The organism is Psychrosphaera haliotis, from assembly GCF_009728465.1.
Classification (GTDB): Bacteria; Pseudomonadota; Gammaproteobacteria; order Enterobacterales; family Alteromonadaceae; genus Psychrosphaera; species Psychrosphaera haliotis.
Genome location: NZ_WOCD01000005.1, coordinates 308,763 through 324,961, shown reverse-complemented (window position 1 = coordinate 324,961; position 16,199 = coordinate 308,763). Strand labels below are relative to the sequence as shown.

18 protein-coding genes and 1 pseudogene are annotated in these 16,199 nt (G+C 38.0%); 14 read left to right on the top strand and 5 right to left on the bottom strand.

Going from position 1 to position 16,199, the window contains the following annotated elements:
- Positions 1–118 precede the first annotated feature (118 nt).
- The 9 genes from GNP35_RS12010 to GNP35_RS11970 all read left to right on the top strand — a co-directional run bounded on the left by GNP35_RS12010 (position 119) and on the right by GNP35_RS11970 (position 9,094).
- Positions 119–1,207 (top strand): pilus assembly protein PilM, encoded by a 1,089-nt coding sequence (locus GNP35_RS12010; protein WP_155696341.1) that lies wholly within the window; start codon positions 119–121, stop codon positions 1,205–1,207.
- Positions 1,195–1,764: a PilN domain-containing protein gene (locus GNP35_RS12005; protein WP_155696339.1), complete on the top strand. Its 570-nt coding sequence runs from the start codon at positions 1,195–1,197 to the stop codon at positions 1,762–1,764. Before GNP35_RS12010 ends, GNP35_RS12005 begins: the two co-directional genes overlap by 13 nt.
- A 62-nt stretch (positions 1,765–1,826) precedes the next feature.
- Positions 1,827–2,369 carry a type IV pilus inner membrane component PilO gene (locus GNP35_RS12000; RefSeq protein WP_155697134.1) on the top strand — a complete coding sequence of 181 codons (543 nt, stop codon included), beginning with the start codon at positions 1,827–1,829 and terminating at the stop codon, positions 2,367–2,369.
- Positions 2,366–2,893 (top strand): pilus assembly protein PilP, encoded by a 528-nt coding sequence (locus GNP35_RS11995; protein ID WP_155696338.1) that lies wholly within the window; start codon positions 2,366–2,368, stop codon positions 2,891–2,893. Before GNP35_RS12000 ends, GNP35_RS11995 begins: the two co-directional genes overlap by 4 nt.
- Before the next feature lie 30 nt (positions 2,894–2,923).
- The gene (locus GNP35_RS11990; protein WP_155696336.1) at positions 2,924–4,984 is read left to right on the top strand and encodes a type IV pilus secretin PilQ; all 2,061 of its coding nucleotides are present in this window, start codon (positions 2,924–2,926) and stop codon (positions 4,982–4,984) included.
- A gap of 136 nt (positions 4,985–5,120) precedes the next feature.
- Positions 5,121–5,639, top strand: a complete 519-nt coding sequence (gene aroK / locus GNP35_RS11985; protein WP_155696334.1) for a shikimate kinase AroK — start codon at positions 5,121–5,123, stop codon at positions 5,637–5,639.
- A 22-nt stretch (positions 5,640–5,661) separates the two neighbouring features.
- A complete protein-coding gene (gene aroB, locus GNP35_RS11980; RefSeq protein WP_155696333.1) occupies positions 5,662–6,729 on the top strand; it encodes a 3-dehydroquinate synthase in 1,068 nt (355 codons plus the stop codon).
- Entirely contained in the window at positions 6,726–8,252 is a 1,527-nt protein-coding gene (locus GNP35_RS11975) for an AAA family ATPase (RefSeq protein ID WP_155696332.1), read from the top strand. The genes aroB and GNP35_RS11975 overlap by 4 nt, the downstream gene beginning before the upstream one ends.
- Positions 8,253–8,260: 8 nt before the next feature.
- On the top strand, positions 8,261–9,094 hold the full coding sequence (locus tag GNP35_RS11970; protein WP_155696331.1) for a Dam family site-specific DNA-(adenine-N6)-methyltransferase: 834 nt from the start codon (positions 8,261–8,263) through the stop codon (positions 9,092–9,094).
- Between the two features lie 23 nt (positions 9,095–9,117).
- Here GNP35_RS11970 and GNP35_RS11965 read toward each other — a convergent pair whose 3' ends face one another.
- The gene (locus GNP35_RS11965; protein WP_155696330.1) at positions 9,118–9,297 is read right to left on the bottom strand and encodes a DUF2970 domain-containing protein; all 180 of its coding nucleotides are present in this window, start codon (positions 9,295–9,297) and stop codon (positions 9,118–9,120) included.
- A gap of 5 nt (positions 9,298–9,302) precedes the next feature.
- The gene (locus GNP35_RS11960; RefSeq protein ID WP_155696328.1) at positions 9,303–9,581 is read right to left on the bottom strand and encodes a hypothetical protein; all 279 of its coding nucleotides are present in this window, start codon (positions 9,579–9,581) and stop codon (positions 9,303–9,305) included.
- 162 nt (positions 9,582–9,743) lie between these two features.
- Between GNP35_RS11960 and GNP35_RS11955 the strand changes: the two genes are divergently transcribed.
- Together GNP35_RS11955 and GNP35_RS15305 are read left to right on the top strand one after the other, a co-directional pair.
- The gene (locus GNP35_RS11955) at positions 9,744–10,613 is read left to right on the top strand and encodes a hydrogen peroxide-inducible genes activator (RefSeq protein WP_155696327.1); all 870 of its coding nucleotides are present in this window, start codon (positions 9,744–9,746) and stop codon (positions 10,611–10,613) included.
- Between the two features lie 94 nt (positions 10,614–10,707).
- The gene (locus GNP35_RS15305) at positions 10,708–11,043 is read left to right on the top strand and encodes a ComEA family DNA-binding protein (protein WP_196492512.1); all 336 of its coding nucleotides are present in this window, start codon (positions 10,708–10,710) and stop codon (positions 11,041–11,043) included.
- A gap of 8 nt (positions 11,044–11,051) precedes the next feature.
- Here GNP35_RS15305 and GNP35_RS11945 read toward each other — a convergent pair.
- A pseudogene (locus GNP35_RS11945) lies at positions 11,052–12,285 on the bottom strand (EAL and HDOD domain-containing protein).
- Positions 12,286–12,628: 343 nt separating this feature from the next.
- On the opposite strand from GNP35_RS11945, the gene GNP35_RS11940 reads away from it, so the two are divergent.
- Positions 12,629–13,525: a methyl-accepting chemotaxis protein gene (locus tag GNP35_RS11940; RefSeq protein ID WP_230961431.1), complete on the top strand. Its 897-nt coding sequence runs from the start codon at positions 12,629–12,631 to the stop codon at positions 13,523–13,525.
- A gap of 27 nt (positions 13,526–13,552) precedes the next feature.
- Here the strand turns inward: GNP35_RS11940 and GNP35_RS16115 are convergent, their stop codons facing one another.
- Both GNP35_RS16115 and GNP35_RS16110 read right to left on the bottom strand, forming a co-directional pair.
- Positions 13,553–14,254, bottom strand: coding sequence for a GNAT family N-acetyltransferase (locus GNP35_RS16115; RefSeq protein WP_196492511.1), 702 nt, complete (start codon positions 14,252–14,254; stop codon positions 13,553–13,555).
- Entirely contained in the window at positions 14,208–14,780 is a 573-nt protein-coding gene (locus tag GNP35_RS16110; RefSeq protein WP_196492510.1) for a peptidogalycan biosysnthesis protein, read from the bottom strand. The genes GNP35_RS16115 and GNP35_RS16110 overlap by 47 nt, the downstream gene beginning before the upstream one ends.
- A gap of 144 nt (positions 14,781–14,924) precedes the next feature.
- Between GNP35_RS16110 and GNP35_RS11925 the strand changes: the two genes are divergently transcribed.
- Positions 14,925–15,692, top strand: a complete 768-nt coding sequence (locus GNP35_RS11925) for a hypothetical protein (protein ID WP_155696322.1) — start codon at positions 14,925–14,927, stop codon at positions 15,690–15,692.
- Positions 15,693–16,175 carry a regulatory protein RecX gene (locus GNP35_RS11920; protein ID WP_155696321.1) on the top strand — a complete coding sequence of 161 codons (483 nt, stop codon included), beginning with the start codon at positions 15,693–15,695 and terminating at the stop codon, positions 16,173–16,175. It abuts the gene before it with no gap.
- Positions 16,176–16,199: the final 24 nt, after the last annotated feature.

Genomic DNA, 16,199 nt, shown 5'->3' with positions numbered 1-16,199 from the left:
ATGACGATAATGTAGGTAGTATAACCGGAACAGGATTCTATAAAAGGCTTTTTATTCATACAAAAAAAGTCTAATCTTTAGTTTGTAGGATAAATAACAGGTAGCTCAGTGACTTGACATGTTAGATACAATTAGGAAGTTATTCACAAAAAGTGTTCCCTATATGGTGGGGATAGACATAGGCTCTCATTCTGTTAAAGCTGTATTGCTGTCAGAGCAACATGGTGTATATAGAGTAGAAGAAGCGCTTGTGGAACCTATGCCAAAGGGAATGATAAAGGATAGTGAAATTCAGGACATTGAAGCCGTTGCTCGTGTCGTGAATAAAATCAGAAAGCAAATCCCAAAATCAATTAAGCATGCCGCTGTTGCCATTTCTGGCTCAAGCGTCATTACTAAAGTCATCTATATGGACGTGACTCTTTCAGATTCTGAATTAGAAAGCCAAATTGAAATAGAAGCGGATTCTTTAATACCTTATCCCCTTGATGAGGTTAGTCTGGACTTTGAAAAGATCGCAGTAAATAAAGCAGACCCTTCAAAAATAGATATTCTTTTAAGTGCTGCCCGAACCGAAAATATTGAAGCTCGCTCTCACGCTGTTAATGAAGGCGGTTTTGAGCCTAAGGTGCTAGACGTTGAAAGTTATGCATTGAGTAGGGCTGGCCAGTTATGTATTGGTCAATTGCCTGATGACGCAGACAAGAAAGTAGTTGCATTTATTGATGTGGGCTCACAAATAACCTTATTAAGTATTATTGAGGGCGAACGCTCTTTATATACCCGCGACCAAGTCTTTGGCGGCGAGCAATTTACTAACTCAATTGTTTCTTATTATGGTCGTTCTTTTGAAGAGTCAGAGAAAGCAAAAGTAAACGGTGACCTTCCGCCTAACTATACTTTTGAAGTGCTAGCTCCTTTTCAAACGGCACTATTGCAGCAAATTAGACGTTCTATTCAAATGTTTTTAAATACCAGTGAAAAAGACAACGTCGATTATATTGTTTTATCCGGCGGCACCTCCTTAATATCAGGCTTAGATAGATTACTTATTGATGAGTTGGGTATTCATACAGTAATTGCAAAACCATTCGCAGAGCTTGAAATTGCTGCGGAACTTGATTCAGAAGACATAGACTTAATTCAGTCCCAGTTAATGATTGCGACTGGCTTGGCATTAAGGAGCTTTTCACAATGCCATATATAAACCTCTTACCTTGGCGAGAAACCGCTAGAAAAGAATTACAACAACAGTTTTTGGCGATTTTAGGAATGCTATCTGCTGCTGTGGTGATTTTATTATTCCTTTTAAGCGTTTATTACTCTAAGCAATTAGAAGGTCAGCAATATAGAAATAATTACCTACAAAGCGAAATTTCAATTTTAGATCAGCGTATTAGAGAAATAAGAAACCTTAACGACACTAAGGCCGACCTTAATAAGCGAATCGAACTCATCGAGCAACTGCAAGAAAGTAGGAACTTAGGCACTGAAATTTTTAATGAAGTAGCCGGTATGGTACCAACAGGTATTTATCTAACAAAAATTGAGAAAAAAGGCCCTGCTTTACTCATAAACGGAAAGAGTGAGTCTAACAATAGACTTTCTAATATGATGAGAAATATAGAAAAATCGGACTTGTTAGAAGCCGCAGATTTAGATTCTATTGTGGCTGGTGAAAAAGACGCCGCGCTATTAAGTGACTTTACAATGACAGTGTCCGTGAAAAAGTACGTTGTTGAAGATAAAGGAGATAAAAAGTGAATTTAGATAAATTTAACTTTGATTTCTCGGACTTTGATATCAATGACATCGATTTCGAAAATATGGGCTCTTGGCCTAAAGCCGCAAAAGTAGCGATGGCAGCAATCGTTTCTATCGCAGTGGGCATTGGCAGTTACATGTTTTTTGTGAGCAGTGAAGTAGAGGCGCTGGAAAATGCAGAGCTTCAAGAAATTCAGCTGAAAAATAACTACCGTATAAAATACGGTGCGGCAGTAAACCTAGACTCGTATAAGAAACAGATGGTTGATATGGAAGAGAAGTTCTCTTTACTCCTCAAACGTCTGCCTACCTCACATGAAACGCCTGGTTTGCTCGATGACATTACATACGTGGGTACGACTTCCGGTTTGTCATTTATCAAAATTAACTGGCTCCCGGAGCTAGAAAAACAATTTTACACGGAATTACCTATTCAAATTGAGGTGATAGGTGACTATCACGAGTTTGGACAGTTTGTAAGTCAAGTTGCTGCTCTGCCAAGAATTGTAACCTTACATGACTTTTCTATTAACGAAGCTGATGGCGACAAATTGCGCCTTAATGTTGTCGCGAAGACTTATCGTTATAAGGAGACTGAAAAATGAGTAGAGTTGTTTTATTAATACTCAGTTTATTTTTAGTTGCCTGTAATGATGATGTTTCTGACATACAGCAATACATGAATAAGATTAAGTCTGGTACGCCAGTGAAAATCGAACCTATTCCTGCGGTAAATCAATTTCAACACATTGACTACTCGATGATATCTCGACGTAGTCCGTTTGATTTGCCGTCACCAGAAGTTATCCAAGAAAACTACGAGCCAGCTCAAAATTGTTTGGCTCCAGATCCTAGACGACGTAAACAACCGCTGGAAAAATTTGCTTTGGACAATTTGAGTATGAGAGGTACTCTAGGTACGGACAAAGAAGTTTGGGCGTTAATTCAAGCTTCAGATGGGTCATTACATAGAGTGACAGAAGGGAATTTTGTTGGCTTGTATAATGGCCGCATCACATCGGTGAGTGACAATAGAGTTATTCTTGTAGAATTAATTCCCGATGGCGCAGGTTGCTGGAAAGAACGCACTGCGAGAGTACAATTGGCCGATAGTTCGGTAAATGAATAAAACTAATAAGAATATGGACTGCTAATTACAATGAAAAGTAACGTTATGTTTTATAGAATATTGACGGCATTTTTTGCGCTATTTTTGACTTTCACTGCTGCCTCAGTGCCGCTACTTTATGACATTCGCTATACACCCATTGTAAAAGGCGAAACAGAATTAGAGTTTGTTTTTGATGAAAACTTGTATTCTGATCCGAGTGTGCAGGTATTTAATGAGCCAGCCAGAATAGAATTGTTTTTCGATGAAACCGATTTTGATGAAAGTTTGGTTAATATCCTGATTCAAAAAGAAGGCGTTATCAACATTGAGACAAAGCATCAAGAGAATGGTGTTTTAGTCAGCGTATTATTAGATTATCTCAAACTGTACAAATCTAGAGTTGAAGGTAACAAGTTTTTCATTCGAATCTCTGATAATCCAACCACTGAATTGCAATCAAACAATAATACTAACATTGAACTAATCAATAGAATTCAAGCACTGGACTTTAGGCGTGGAGAAGAAGTTAACTCTGCAACAGAAGGGCGCGTTCTAGTATTTTTACAAGACAATATGGCAGCCGTAGACGTTACCTCTAAAGAACAACAAATATTTATACAATTCCATAACACTGACATATTAACCGACTTACTTTATAAAATGGATGTTGTGGATTTTGGTACCATTGTAACGGGATTAGAGACCTTTCAAAGCGGAACTAACAGTCAGCTAGTTATCGATGTTGAAGGTGATTTTGAATATGATTTTCAGCAACTGGATAATATCTTTACGTTAACAGTAAATCGCGCTCCAGAGCAGCAAGGTACATTGGCAGGTGGCTCAGAGTATCAAGGGCAGCCAATGTCGCTTAACTTCCAAGATTTACCAATTCGTACTGTGTTACAGATTATCGCAGATTTTAATGGCTTTAATTTAGTGGTTTCCGACACGGTTTCAGGAACATTAACGCTGCGATTAAACAGTGTTCCTTGGGATCAGGCATTAGATATTGTGCTTAGAACAAAAGGTTTAGACAAACGAATGGAAGGCAACGTTTTAATGGTGGCGCCTTCTGATGAATTAGCTGCAAGAGAAGCACGAGAATTAGAAGCTAAAAAGAAAGTAGAAGAATTTGAAGTTTTAGTATCCGAGTTTATCCAGATCAACTATGCTAAAGCTTCTGAAATAGCGGCGTTACTTAAGTCTGAAGGTACCTCAATTTTAACACCTCGTGGTCAGGTTTCGGTTGATGCTCGTACTAATACTCTACTTGTTAAAGATACAACAAGCGGTATTGAAACAGTTAAAAAAGCAGTTAAAACATTAGATATCCCAATTAAACAGGTTCTTATTGAAGCTCGTATGGTGACAATTAGGGATAATATTGATGAGCAATTAGGTATTCGTTGGGGCATCTCAGGCAATAGTTCAGATGGTAGTAGCTCAACGGGCGTTTCTGGCTCGCTAGAAGGCGCTAGTCAAACTCGTTTGGGTACAATAGGTTCTGACTCAGGTCCTAGATTAAACGTGAACCTACCTGTGGCAAGTCCAGCTGGTAGCATCGCGGTGCAAATTGCTCGTTTGGCGGATGGCACATTGCTTGATTTAGAGTTATCAGCTCTAGAACGAGAAAATAAAGGTGAGATTGTAGCAACACCAAGAATTACTGCGTCAAACCAACGCATGTCGCGTATTGAGCAAGGTACTGAGATACCGTATGTTCAAGCAGCATCAAGTGGTGCAACATCAGTTTCATTTAAAAAAGCGGTGTTAAGTTTAGAGGTAACTCCTCAAATTACGCCGGATAATAGTGTTATTTTAGATTTAAACATAACTCAAAATGCTCGTGGCGATACAGTTTCAACTCCAACTGGTCCTGCTGTAGCAATTGATACGCAACAATTACAAACCCAGGTTACTGCGCGAAATGGCGAAACCATTGTTTTAGGTGGTATTTACCAGCAGCAAGTAATAAATAGTGTTAGTAAAGTGCCTTTGTTAGGTGATATACCATTTATTGGAAGAGTATTCAGAACGGACACATCCTTCAACGAAAAGAGAGAGTTACTGATTTTTGTAACACCAAAAATTGTAACGGATGCATTATAAAAGCATTTGATCGTCAACTCTTTCTTGCATTTTAGCTACTTTTTTTGCGATAATTCGCGCCTTATTTTTTGGGCGCGACTTTTTGTGTCTGGGGCTTGTTTGTTAACACACTAAAAATGTATTTGAATTAGGTAATATGGCTGAAAAACGTAACATCTTCTTAGTTGGTCCTATGGGCGCAGGTAAAAGTACTATTGGTAGGCACTTAGCAGACCAGTTGCATTTACAATTTGTCGACTCTGACCAGGAAATTGAACGTCGTACCGGTGCAGACATTGCCTGGGTTTTTGATATTGAAGGTGAAGAAGGGTTTCGTCAACGTGAAGAAACTGTTATCACCGACCTTACAGAAAAACAGGGAATCGTGTTAGCGACTGGCGGTGGTTCAGTTGTTAGCAAAGAAATTCGCAACCGATTATCGGCACGTGGAATAGTAGTTTATTTAGAAACTCCTATTGAAAAACAAGTTGCTCGTACGCAGCGAGATAAACGTCGTCCTCTACTTCAAACTGAAGAGCCGGCTCGTGACGTTTTGATTCGACTTGCAGAAGAACGCAACCCTCTATACGAAGAAATTGCTGACATCGTTGTTAAAACCGATGAGCAAAGCGCACGTGTAGTGGCGAATGAGATAATTAGTAAACTAGACTTCTAAACGATATAAAAGGGAGCTGTGAATGAAAAGCCTAACGGTAAACTTGGCTGAACACAGCTACCCAATCTACATTGAGCAAGATAGTAGTAACTTTAAATCTTTGCTCAAAACACATATCAAAGCAAAACAGGTAGTGGTTATCTCGAATGAGACCGTGCTACCTATTTTCTCTACTGCAATATCAGACGCACTTTCAGACTATGATGTAAGGTTTTTTACTTTACCTGACGGTGAAGAATACAAAACACTCGCAAGTTATGAATCAATAATGTCGTTTCTCCTTACTGAGCAGGTTGGTAGAGATGTCACTTTGATCGCGCTTGGCGGCGGTGTAGTCGGTGATATCACTGGCTTTGTCGCTTCAACCTATATGCGCGGTGTCGACTTTATTCAAATCCCAACTACGTTATTATCACAAGTTGACTCCTCTGTAGGCGGCAAAACCGCAGTGAATCACCCTCTAGGAAAAAATATGATAGGGGCTTTCTATCAACCTAAAGCGGTATTGATTGATGTATCCTCTTTACAAACTTTGCCTCCAAGAGAATTTGCTGCTGGCGTTGCGGAAGTTGTGAAATACGGTTTGTTGGCTGATTCGGTATTTTTTGAATACTTAGAGGAACATGTTGCTCAACTTAAAGCGCAAGACCTTAATGTATTGTCTTACGTTATTGGCCGGTGCTGCCAAATAAAAGCTGAAATTGTAAGCGAAGATGAAAAAGAGCAAGGCAAGCGTGCGCTACTTAATTTAGGTCATACCTTTGGACATGCAATAGAAGCTGAGCAAGGTTATGGAAACTGGTTACATGGTGAGGCTGTGGCTGCTGGTATGGTTCAGGCTGCACAGTTATCACATAGCAGGGGTTGGTTGTCGCTTAACGACATAAAACGAACCACGAGTCTTTTAGAGAGTTTTGACTTGCCAGTTCAAGGGCCAGCTTCTATGAACCTAGAGTCTTATCTTAAGCATATGAAAAAAGACAAAAAGGTTCTAGCCCAAACCATTAGATTTATATTGCTCAAATCTCTTGGTCAAGCGATACTGGTTTCAGATGTTAGCGACGAAGAATTGAAAACTATATTGGTATGACAAATACACAAATTACAAACGGCTTTTATATTCCTCCTTCACGTCAACGATTTTTAAATACGGTTCAAGAACTGCTCTCTCGAACTGGTATAGTGGCAATGGAAGGCACTGTAGGCATAGGGAAAACCTCTATGCTTGAAGAGTTGTTAACGTCTGCATTGCCAAACGCCAATAAATGTTACTTAACTGCCGTTAGTTCAATCAATGATATACAAGTTCGTAGCCGCATCATTGAGCAACTTTTTGGTAATGTATTATTTGATCCTGAAAAGCCAATGTTAAATGCGTTTCTTGAGTTTGGTGGAAATACTGAACTTATGATCGCAATAGACAATGGGCATCACTTGTCGGGGCAAATTATAGGTGAAATTTTACAGGTCGTTGCTGAATTTAAAAAACAGTCCCGCGTGATTTCTATTTTGTTTACCTTTGACAAACAAATATCCAATACGATTGGAAGCATAACGTCGGCTTTAATTAGTGTTATGCCCATCCCTAAATTTTCAGAAAAAGAAAGCTATATTCTCATTAAACAATCATTCGATGATGTTCCTAGCCCTGATACTGCGAAAGTAAAACGCTGGATTGAAAACGCTCAAGGGAATCCTATTCAGTTATTGGCATTTGATACACAAGACGCCCTAAAATTAGCTAAACCCGTTGCGATGAATATTAAACTTTGGGTTTCTAATCTTGTTGTTGCTAGTTTGCTATTGGCCCTTGGCGTGTATATGTATCGGTTATACTTCACCGAAGAACAGTCGTTGCCTAAAACCATTAAAGAAAAAACAATTAAGCCTACGGTTGAGCCGATGGTGTCTGATTGGTCGAGTGCTAAAGTTAAAGAGCATGTAGTTAAAGTTAAACAAACTCAAATGCCTGAAGATAATACTGCATCAAGTAGTGATATTTTAGAGGCGCTTAATAATGCCATGGAACCTCAAAAAGAAGTTGAAGCTGTAACCGCTAATATTGAAGCCGTAACAGCTAATATTGAACCTGCAGCAGAAACCCTTGAGTCAGTACCAAATGTAAACAAGCAAAGTTTACCCGCCGAAATAGCTAAAGAAGCCATTTCTGAACCTGTTGTAAATCTTCCAGAGGGCCCGCCGAGTGAGAAAGAAATCAGTCTTGCTCCTTCAGAAGCAAAGTTTGGTTTAGAGTCAGAGTCAGAGTTAAACTTGCCTTCAAGTATCGCCCCCTTAACCGTTGCAGGTTATCGTGTTAACAACCAACAAATGTTAAGTTTGCCGAGTAATAAATTTGTTTTACAACTAACGGCAGTGAGTCAAGAATCCACACTTGAAACTTATTTAATAGAAAAAAGGTTAGATGCGAAGTTAACTCGAATTTACAAAATAAGCCGTAATAATTCAGATTGGCTAGTCGTAACCTATGGATTATTTGATACCATAGCGTCTGCACGCGAAACAGCAAAAAACATTGACCAAAATGCTTGGGCTAAATCCACAGAGGCTATTCAGCAGCAAATAAAGTCATACAATGAATCACTAAGCCAATAGAGTTACCAATGAAAAAGAAAACTAGAGCCTTTTTAAAATGGGCTGGCGGAAAATATGGCTTAGTAGAACAAATTAACGGTCGATTACCAGAAGGTAAAAAGCTAGTAGAACCTTTTGTTGGTGCAGGCTCCGTATTTTTGAATTCCAATTTTGACAATTATTTATTAAATGATGTGAATCCCGATTTAATCACTCTTTATAAATATGTTAAAGCTCGCCCCGTTACCTTTGTTAAAGACGCTAGAAAACTCTTTTCACAAAAGAATAATGACAAGGTTGCCTACTATGGTCTTAGGGCCGAATTCAACCAAACAGACGACCCGTACTATCGCTCGTTGTTATTCTTGTATTTAAATCGCCACGGTTTTAATGGCCTCTGCCGATACAATCTAAAAGGGGGATTCAACGTTCCTTTTGGTGACTATGGAAAGCCTTATTTCCCAGAAGATGAAATCTTCGCTTTCTCTGAAAAAGCCAAAAAAGCAAAATTTGTTTGTGAAGATTATAAGAAAACCTTTTCTAGGGCTCGAAAAGGCGCTGTCATATATTGTGATCCACCCTACGCTCCGCTATCTAGCACGGCCAACTTTACGAGTTATGCGACGGGTGGTTTTGACGCAAATGAGCAAGCAAAGCTAGCCAAGGTTGCTGAACGAGCAGCGTTTAAAAGGAACATACCTGTTTTAATCAGTAATCATGATACTGAGTTAACTAGGAAACTCTATGATCAGAGCGAGCAAAGCTTTGTTAAGGTTTCTAGAACAATCAGTCAGAATGGTGCGGGCCGTCAAAAGGTCGGTGAGATTTTTGCGTATTACGCTAATAAACCGAATGATAAATAGCTATTTTTCTAGAAGGTAACTAGCTACCAAAGAACGATATTAACAATAGTAATAAGCAATAAAACTAAGCCGATGGCTAGAATTACTCCAGCAAGGATAAAGGGGAATGGTGTTTCAGATTCGAAATCTTTTTCATGCGATTCGGATTTTTGTACTCCAAAAAAAGCAGCAGCTGCACTTTTAAACGCCTGAATTAAAGTCAAATTATTTACCTTATGCTTTTACCCGGTGTATGGTCTGAAAATTCTGGATACTTAGGTGTTTCATCAGCATACATGAGTTCAATTAAATCAAAAAAATGAAATTGAGTAGTTTTGTTATCCGTTAACCAACCCCACCACGTTACTTTCTTCACTTCCGATAACTGACAGTCTTTATGATCAGTACCTTCATGCAGGCAAGGCAAGGCATCAGCATTAACTGAAAGTCCTACACCGGCTAAGAACAGGGTAGCAATAACAAATTGTAAAGGCTTGAATCTAATCATTAGATGTTCCCTAAACAAGTCTCTTGTATGTAGCATAAGTTTATTTTTATACATTACACAATTAATGCGTTAAACCACCAAGTTTCTGGGTCAAAATTGAAAAAAACTGGTTATTAATTTGTGATAGTATCAGCGATTACTTTTTTAGAACCATATATAACTATGAAATTGCCTAAACTGCAACAATTAAAATACTTAGTTGCACTTCATGACACGGGACATTTTGGCCATGCAGCAAAAAAGTGTTTTGTCTCTCAATCAACATTATCAAGTGCCATTCAGGCGTTGGAAGAGCAGCTCGATTCTCAGCTAGTAGAACGAGATCACAAAACCTTTGTGTTTACCGCATTAGGTCAAGATGTAGTTGTGAAAGCCAGAAACATTCTAGAGTTGAGTGCCGACTTGGTGGCATCATCATCGTCAAACGGTGATGAATTTTTAGGTGAATTGCATGTTGGTATTATTCCAACGATAGCGCCATTTTTGCTTTCTGAGTTAATTCGTTACTGCAGTGTTCAATATCCGCACTTAAAGTTATATTTACGCGAAGACACGTCAGAAAATAGCCTGTCTTTGTTAAGAAGCGGACAACTGGATATGGTTCTTTTGGCTACACCTTACGACACAAGTGAATTTGTAGAGCTTAGTTTAGCAAGGGACCCTTTTTATAGAGTTTCACATCCTCAGAATTCTGAAGGTAAAATCTACTTACTAGAAAGTGAACACTGCCTTTCTGATCACGCAATATCAGGCTGTCATCTTACTGATAACTCGCATATTCAACCGTTTCAAGCAAGTAGCCTAAACTCTTTACTAGCCATGGTAGAGGGTCACAAAGGTGAAACTTACTTGCCTAAATTAGCCATTAACTCTGGGGTTTTAAATGGTTCGGAGCTTTTAGCTGAGCCGTTAACATTTGAAGATGCGGCTCGAAATATTAGTCTGGTTTGGCGTAAAACCAGTCAAAGGCGTGAGTTTTACGTAGCGGTTGGAAACTTGTTTGAGTCTGTATTAAAGACAAAACTTCAATAAACTAGACCTAAAACTGCACTGACCTACACTCGAAAAATAGCCTTTTTTAAATGACTCTTATTACAGGGAAATAAGTCCCTTATAAGGAGATATTATGAATAAATTAAATAAGGTTGTTGTCGCATTTTTGCTATCTAATGTTAGTTTTTTTGTTACCGCATCAAATCAAAATACAAGTGAAGTAGGGGCTGTGCCTTACACTGAGTCTGATACCTCAATGAAAAGCTCAGTACAAAACACCAAGCTAGATGTTAATGCCGCAACAGCGGAACAGCTAGTCTCAATTAAAGGTATTGGTCCATCTAAAGCTGCCGCGATTATTAAATACAGAAATGAGATTGGCGGCTTCACCTCTATCGAGGAGTTAGTAGAGGTTAAGGGAATTGGCCAAAAAGCGTTGGCCAATTTGAAACTATTTCTGAAAGTTTAATTAAGTCGTTAAAACTCAGAGTCATTTTGAAGTACTGAAATTTGCTCATCAGCCCAATTGACGGCACTTGCGTAAATTTCAGGTACTTTGGCATCCGTTAGATTTAGTGCTTTTTCAGCCTCATATTCTGAATCCCAGTCACCGCGTTTCATAAGCTTTTGCTAGTTTTAGAAATTCAGCTAACTTTCCTTCACCTTCAATTAATGCCACTTTGATCTCGTTAGCCAATGGTAATTGTTCCATCACTTTCTCAATCGTTTCATCTAAAATGGCATCTATCAAAGACATCATTCCGGTTAAAAATGCTTTGCCTATATCTTGGCTTTTTTCTGCTAGTGCTAGTTGCTCGCAAAAACGAGCTCTAACCATCGACATTTTTAATAATTCACCAGGCTTTGAGCTATTCGCTTGAGTAGAAAAAAGAAGTGATATGAATTTCTTCAGTTCTAAATGACCTAGGGCAATAATAGCTTGCTTGATTGTTGAAATCTCAGATACGCGAGAAAAAGCGGCTGAATTCGCATACCTCAATAACTTGTACGAGAGGTTGATATCCCGCTCAAACACCTGAGTTATTTTAGGGATATTCACATCTTCATTTGATGTTTCATACAATAATTCGGCGAGTGTCATTTGAGCAGGCGATAGGTTTTTAGTTTTTACCATTTCAGGCTTAGAAAAGAAAAATCCTTGAAAGTATGTAAAACCGAGAGATTTACACCACTCAAACTCTTCGAGTGTTTCAACTTTTTCAGCTAAAAGAGTGATTTCAGGGTATGCCTTTAAATCAGCTAGTACAGAGGTCACTTCGTCTTGAGACATACTTCTAAGGTCAATTTTTATCATGCTTATATACGGATAAAAATGTTTCCATACAGGCTTATGCTCATAGTCATCTAACGCGATGGTATAACCTTGTTCATGTAACTTTTGGACTTCAGATAGTAAACGCTTGCCGGGCTGAATAGTTTCTAATAACTCAACCACTAATGTGTCTGGCGACATCATGCTCGGATATTTTTTTGCGATTGTTTCTAACGTGAAGTTGATAAATGCGGGTTTGCCGTCTGTAAGGTCTTCAAGGCCGAAGTTTATTTGGGCTCCTTCGATAATTCGAGACGTTGCCATATCGCCATCGACGTCAGGAAAAACATTATCTACGCCATCCCTAAATAAAAGTTCATATGCGTAAAGGTTTTTGTCTGCGTCAAGGATAGGTTGACGAGCCGCGTAAAAGTACATTAAAAATTCACCGCGCTAAGGGTTAGAGAGATTATGGAATAATGTAGTGATTTTAGACTCAAATGCTGAAAAACTCATCTTATTTTTGAATAAATTCAGTTCGATACAAAATTTATGCATCAAAACCTGTTAAATATAAATGCTAAATTAAATTTATTTTAAGTAACTTTTTGATTACATACTATAATTACTGAAACTTAGTGGTTATCAGTAAAGTTTTTCTTAATCTGACCGATAACTTTAAAGCTAGTTACTTGATTAGACTTAAATAATATTTCTAATGAATTATAGCTTTCCTAAATTTTTAAACTTTAATCTCACTAAAAACCGAAGGTTTACACTAATGTTGAATTTTTTGAAGCCAGCTATTCCTGCTGGGCATACAACAATAAGCATAAGAGAGTTGAATGAGCTAAAAGAAAAAGCTCAAGCTTTTGATAGTTCATCAAATGAAAACTCTCTTGAAATTGCGCATCAAATTCATGATACCGCTAAGAGTGTAAATCAGGTTGCCGAAGATAAGCTGCATTCTGTTGACGCAGGCGTTCAAGAAATTACGGCGTTTTTAGATCAGAGCAGTGAAATAGAAGTAAACTCTTCAAGCTCGCAAGAAAGTGCCAATGAAACGTTTCAAATGAGTCAAGAGTCTATAGAGCAGCTTGCAAGCCTAGTAAATACAATTAAGAGTTCAGCGACTTTTATTTCTGAATTCACTCAGCTTTTATCTTCGTTAGATGAGAACAGTAAAAACATCGACCACTTAGTTGAATCGATTAAAGGAATAGCAGAACAAACAAATTTACTCGCGCTAAATGCAGCAATTGAAGCAGCGAGAGCGGGCGAACATGGTCGTGGCTTTGCGGTAGTTGCCGATGAAGTTCGTTCACTGGCGAATACCGCCAATAGTTCTGCTGATCAGATTCAAACTGAAATGAAGAAGATCATGGATATCTCGTCTTCTATTATCACCAAGCAGTCAGAAGTAGAACAGTTAATGGACACCTCTGTTGGTATCGCAGATGAGACTACCGTTAGGTTAAGTGCGTTAGCAGAGCTAGCTGAAACCAGTAAATCTTCTGTAGAACAAACTATTACTATGGTTCAGCATCAGCTAACTTCATCACAAGATATAATGAGTCATCTTGCGCAGATACGAGAAGAAACTGAAAATACCATCAACGGTTCAGCAAAGAACTTGGCGTTAAGCGCTCAATTAATTGAATCATTGCAGCAAAAGTAATTAGTTATTTTTAAACAGAGGCCGACATTAATTGTCGGCTTTTTTATAGGGTAATCGCTCATCGCAAGCTTGCATATAGCTTGAATTGTGAAGGGCTTCTTCAATGCAAAACTGTTCAACTGCGTTATGAAAAGGCTCAAGGGCTAATGTATGTAGGGAATTAGTTTCAATAGGCTTAAATCCTCTCGCTATTTTGTGTTCGCCCTGAGTACCTGGATTAAAGCGTTTAAGTTTGTGCTCAATACAAAACTCAATTCCTTGATAATAACAAGCTTCAAAATGTAGCTGTTCAAACTCACCAAGCGCTCCCCAATAGCGACCATATAGAGTTTCGTCATCAACAAAATACAGCGCGCTAGCAACAACTTTATCTTCATAATTACAAAGTAATAGTCTTACTTTATTTGCCATGGTTGAGAAAATTTGCTTAAAAAATGTTTTGTTTAAGTAGCCTGCTCGGCCTCTTTTTAAGTAGGTGCTTTGGTAACTTAAATAAAAAGCTTCTAATTCATCATCGGTAATTTCATTACCTCGTTTCCAATAAAAACTGAAGAGCTGACTAACCTTATTACGCTCCTTTTTAATCATCTTTCTTTTTCTGGCCGTTAAAACAGACAAGAAGTCGTCAAAGTCTTGAAAATAACTTTCTGGCTCTATGTCTAAGGCACCGGCTAAAGAATACTTAGTAGCAACCGTTTCTGTTGTTAAACCAATGAAATTGATTGCCAACTCGGCGAATAAAATTTTGGTTAGCTTCTGGTAACGTTTTACCAGCCAGATCTTCAAGGAAAAGTAAGTGACAACCAGAGTAACCTTTTTGGTTTGCATAATGATTGGCAACATCAAGTGCTGAGTCTATGCTCAAACTGCTATTTCCTATCCATTTTGAACAAGGAATTGGCGAGTATGGAATGGCGATTGTGTATTTAGGGTAATACTCTATTCCGTTACGGTGATAAGCATCGGCCCAAGCCCAATCAAAAACATATTCACCATAAGAGTTTGTTTTTTTATAACCTAGCAATAAACCGCACTGTCCCTTATTTTCAAACAGCAAATACTCTGGCAGCCAACCCGTATGCTTGCCAATACTGCCGCTATCCTCAAGTGCAGATAAAAACTCAAATGAATTAAAAGGCGTCGTTACATTACGAAATATTTTACTTCGTTGAGCGTCCGTTAAATCATGTATAGAGTATAAAACTTGCCAATGTTCAGGCAGCAATGAAGTTGTATTCGTTCCGGTGTCAGACACATTTTTCCTTACAGGCAAGTAATTCAGCTTTTAGGTGATGGATTTCACTATTTATTAAGGTATTATTATCTATTGGCTAAATATCAACAATTAATCGACTATTTTTAACGTAAATAGTAAAAACCAATAAGTAGACTTTAAGATATGGAATTAGAAGTAACAAGAGCAAAGGTGTTTTCCGGTGTTACTTGGATAAAACAAGGTTGGAAAATTTTTACATTAAAACCTTCTGTATTTATGGCCTTGAGTGCAATCGTTGTTGTTATATCTATATTGCCAGGGTTAATTCCGTTCGCTAACTTTATTGTATTGTTTTTAATGCCTTTTATTTCATTAGGTTATTACCAAACAATTACCAATGTAGAACATGGCGAAAAAGCTGAAGTTCCTGATGTATTTCAGTATTTAGGTAAAATTCCACAGTATGGTGTGCTACTCAGAGTTGCAGCGGTTTCCTTGTTATTATCAATACCTGTCACTTACATAATGACTGATATGCAAGCTGTAATATTGCAAGAACAAATACCGCCTTTTCATAATATTCTAACACTAGCTGTTTTAATGTTTTTAAATGCAATGCTAACGGTTTTTGCAGCACCTACTGCATGGGTTGCACCTAAAACACCACTTAGTGTTATTTTAAAAAATAGTTTCAAAGCTTGTTGGATTAATGCAATGCCATTAACAGTTTACGGCTTACTCGTTTTTATTATCGCGACAATTAGCATGCCGTTTATCCTTATAGGTTGGTTAATAGCATATTCACTAATTACCATTAGTTTTCTACAAGCCTTTTTAGACATTTATCAACCAGTCCATAAGGTAAATGAACCATCTGAAGAAGCAACGGTGGAAGATATCACACAAGCAAACCTTGAATCTGATGATACGAATACTGATATAAAACAATAAATGAGTTATAAACAACCGATAAAATATGACCCAATAATTGACCCTAAAAAGCTATACAACAGGGCTTTGTATTGGTTGTCGAAAAGAGATTATTCGGTTGCTGACTTTCAAAAGAAGTTAGATAAAGTTTGTGAAATAGAAGAAATGAAAAGCTCTTTAATCATTCGTTTAATAGAAAACGATTGGTTGAGTGAATCAAGATATATTGCTGCATTTGTTCGAAGCAAAACTGCAGCAGGGTTAGGAACATATAGGATCATTAATGATCTTAAGCAGCACGGTGTATCGTCAGCAGACGCTGAAGCTTGTATAGAATCTCAAACCACTGATTGGTTTGAACAGGCCAAAGATACATATCACCGAAAGTACGGTGAAACAGAAGTAGAAGAATATAAAGAACGAGCGAAACGATTTAGGTACATGCAGTACCGCGGCTTTTCGGTTGATCAAATTAATTATGCGATGTCGCCAGAAGAAGATTGAGCGACTATTACAAACATTTTTAGG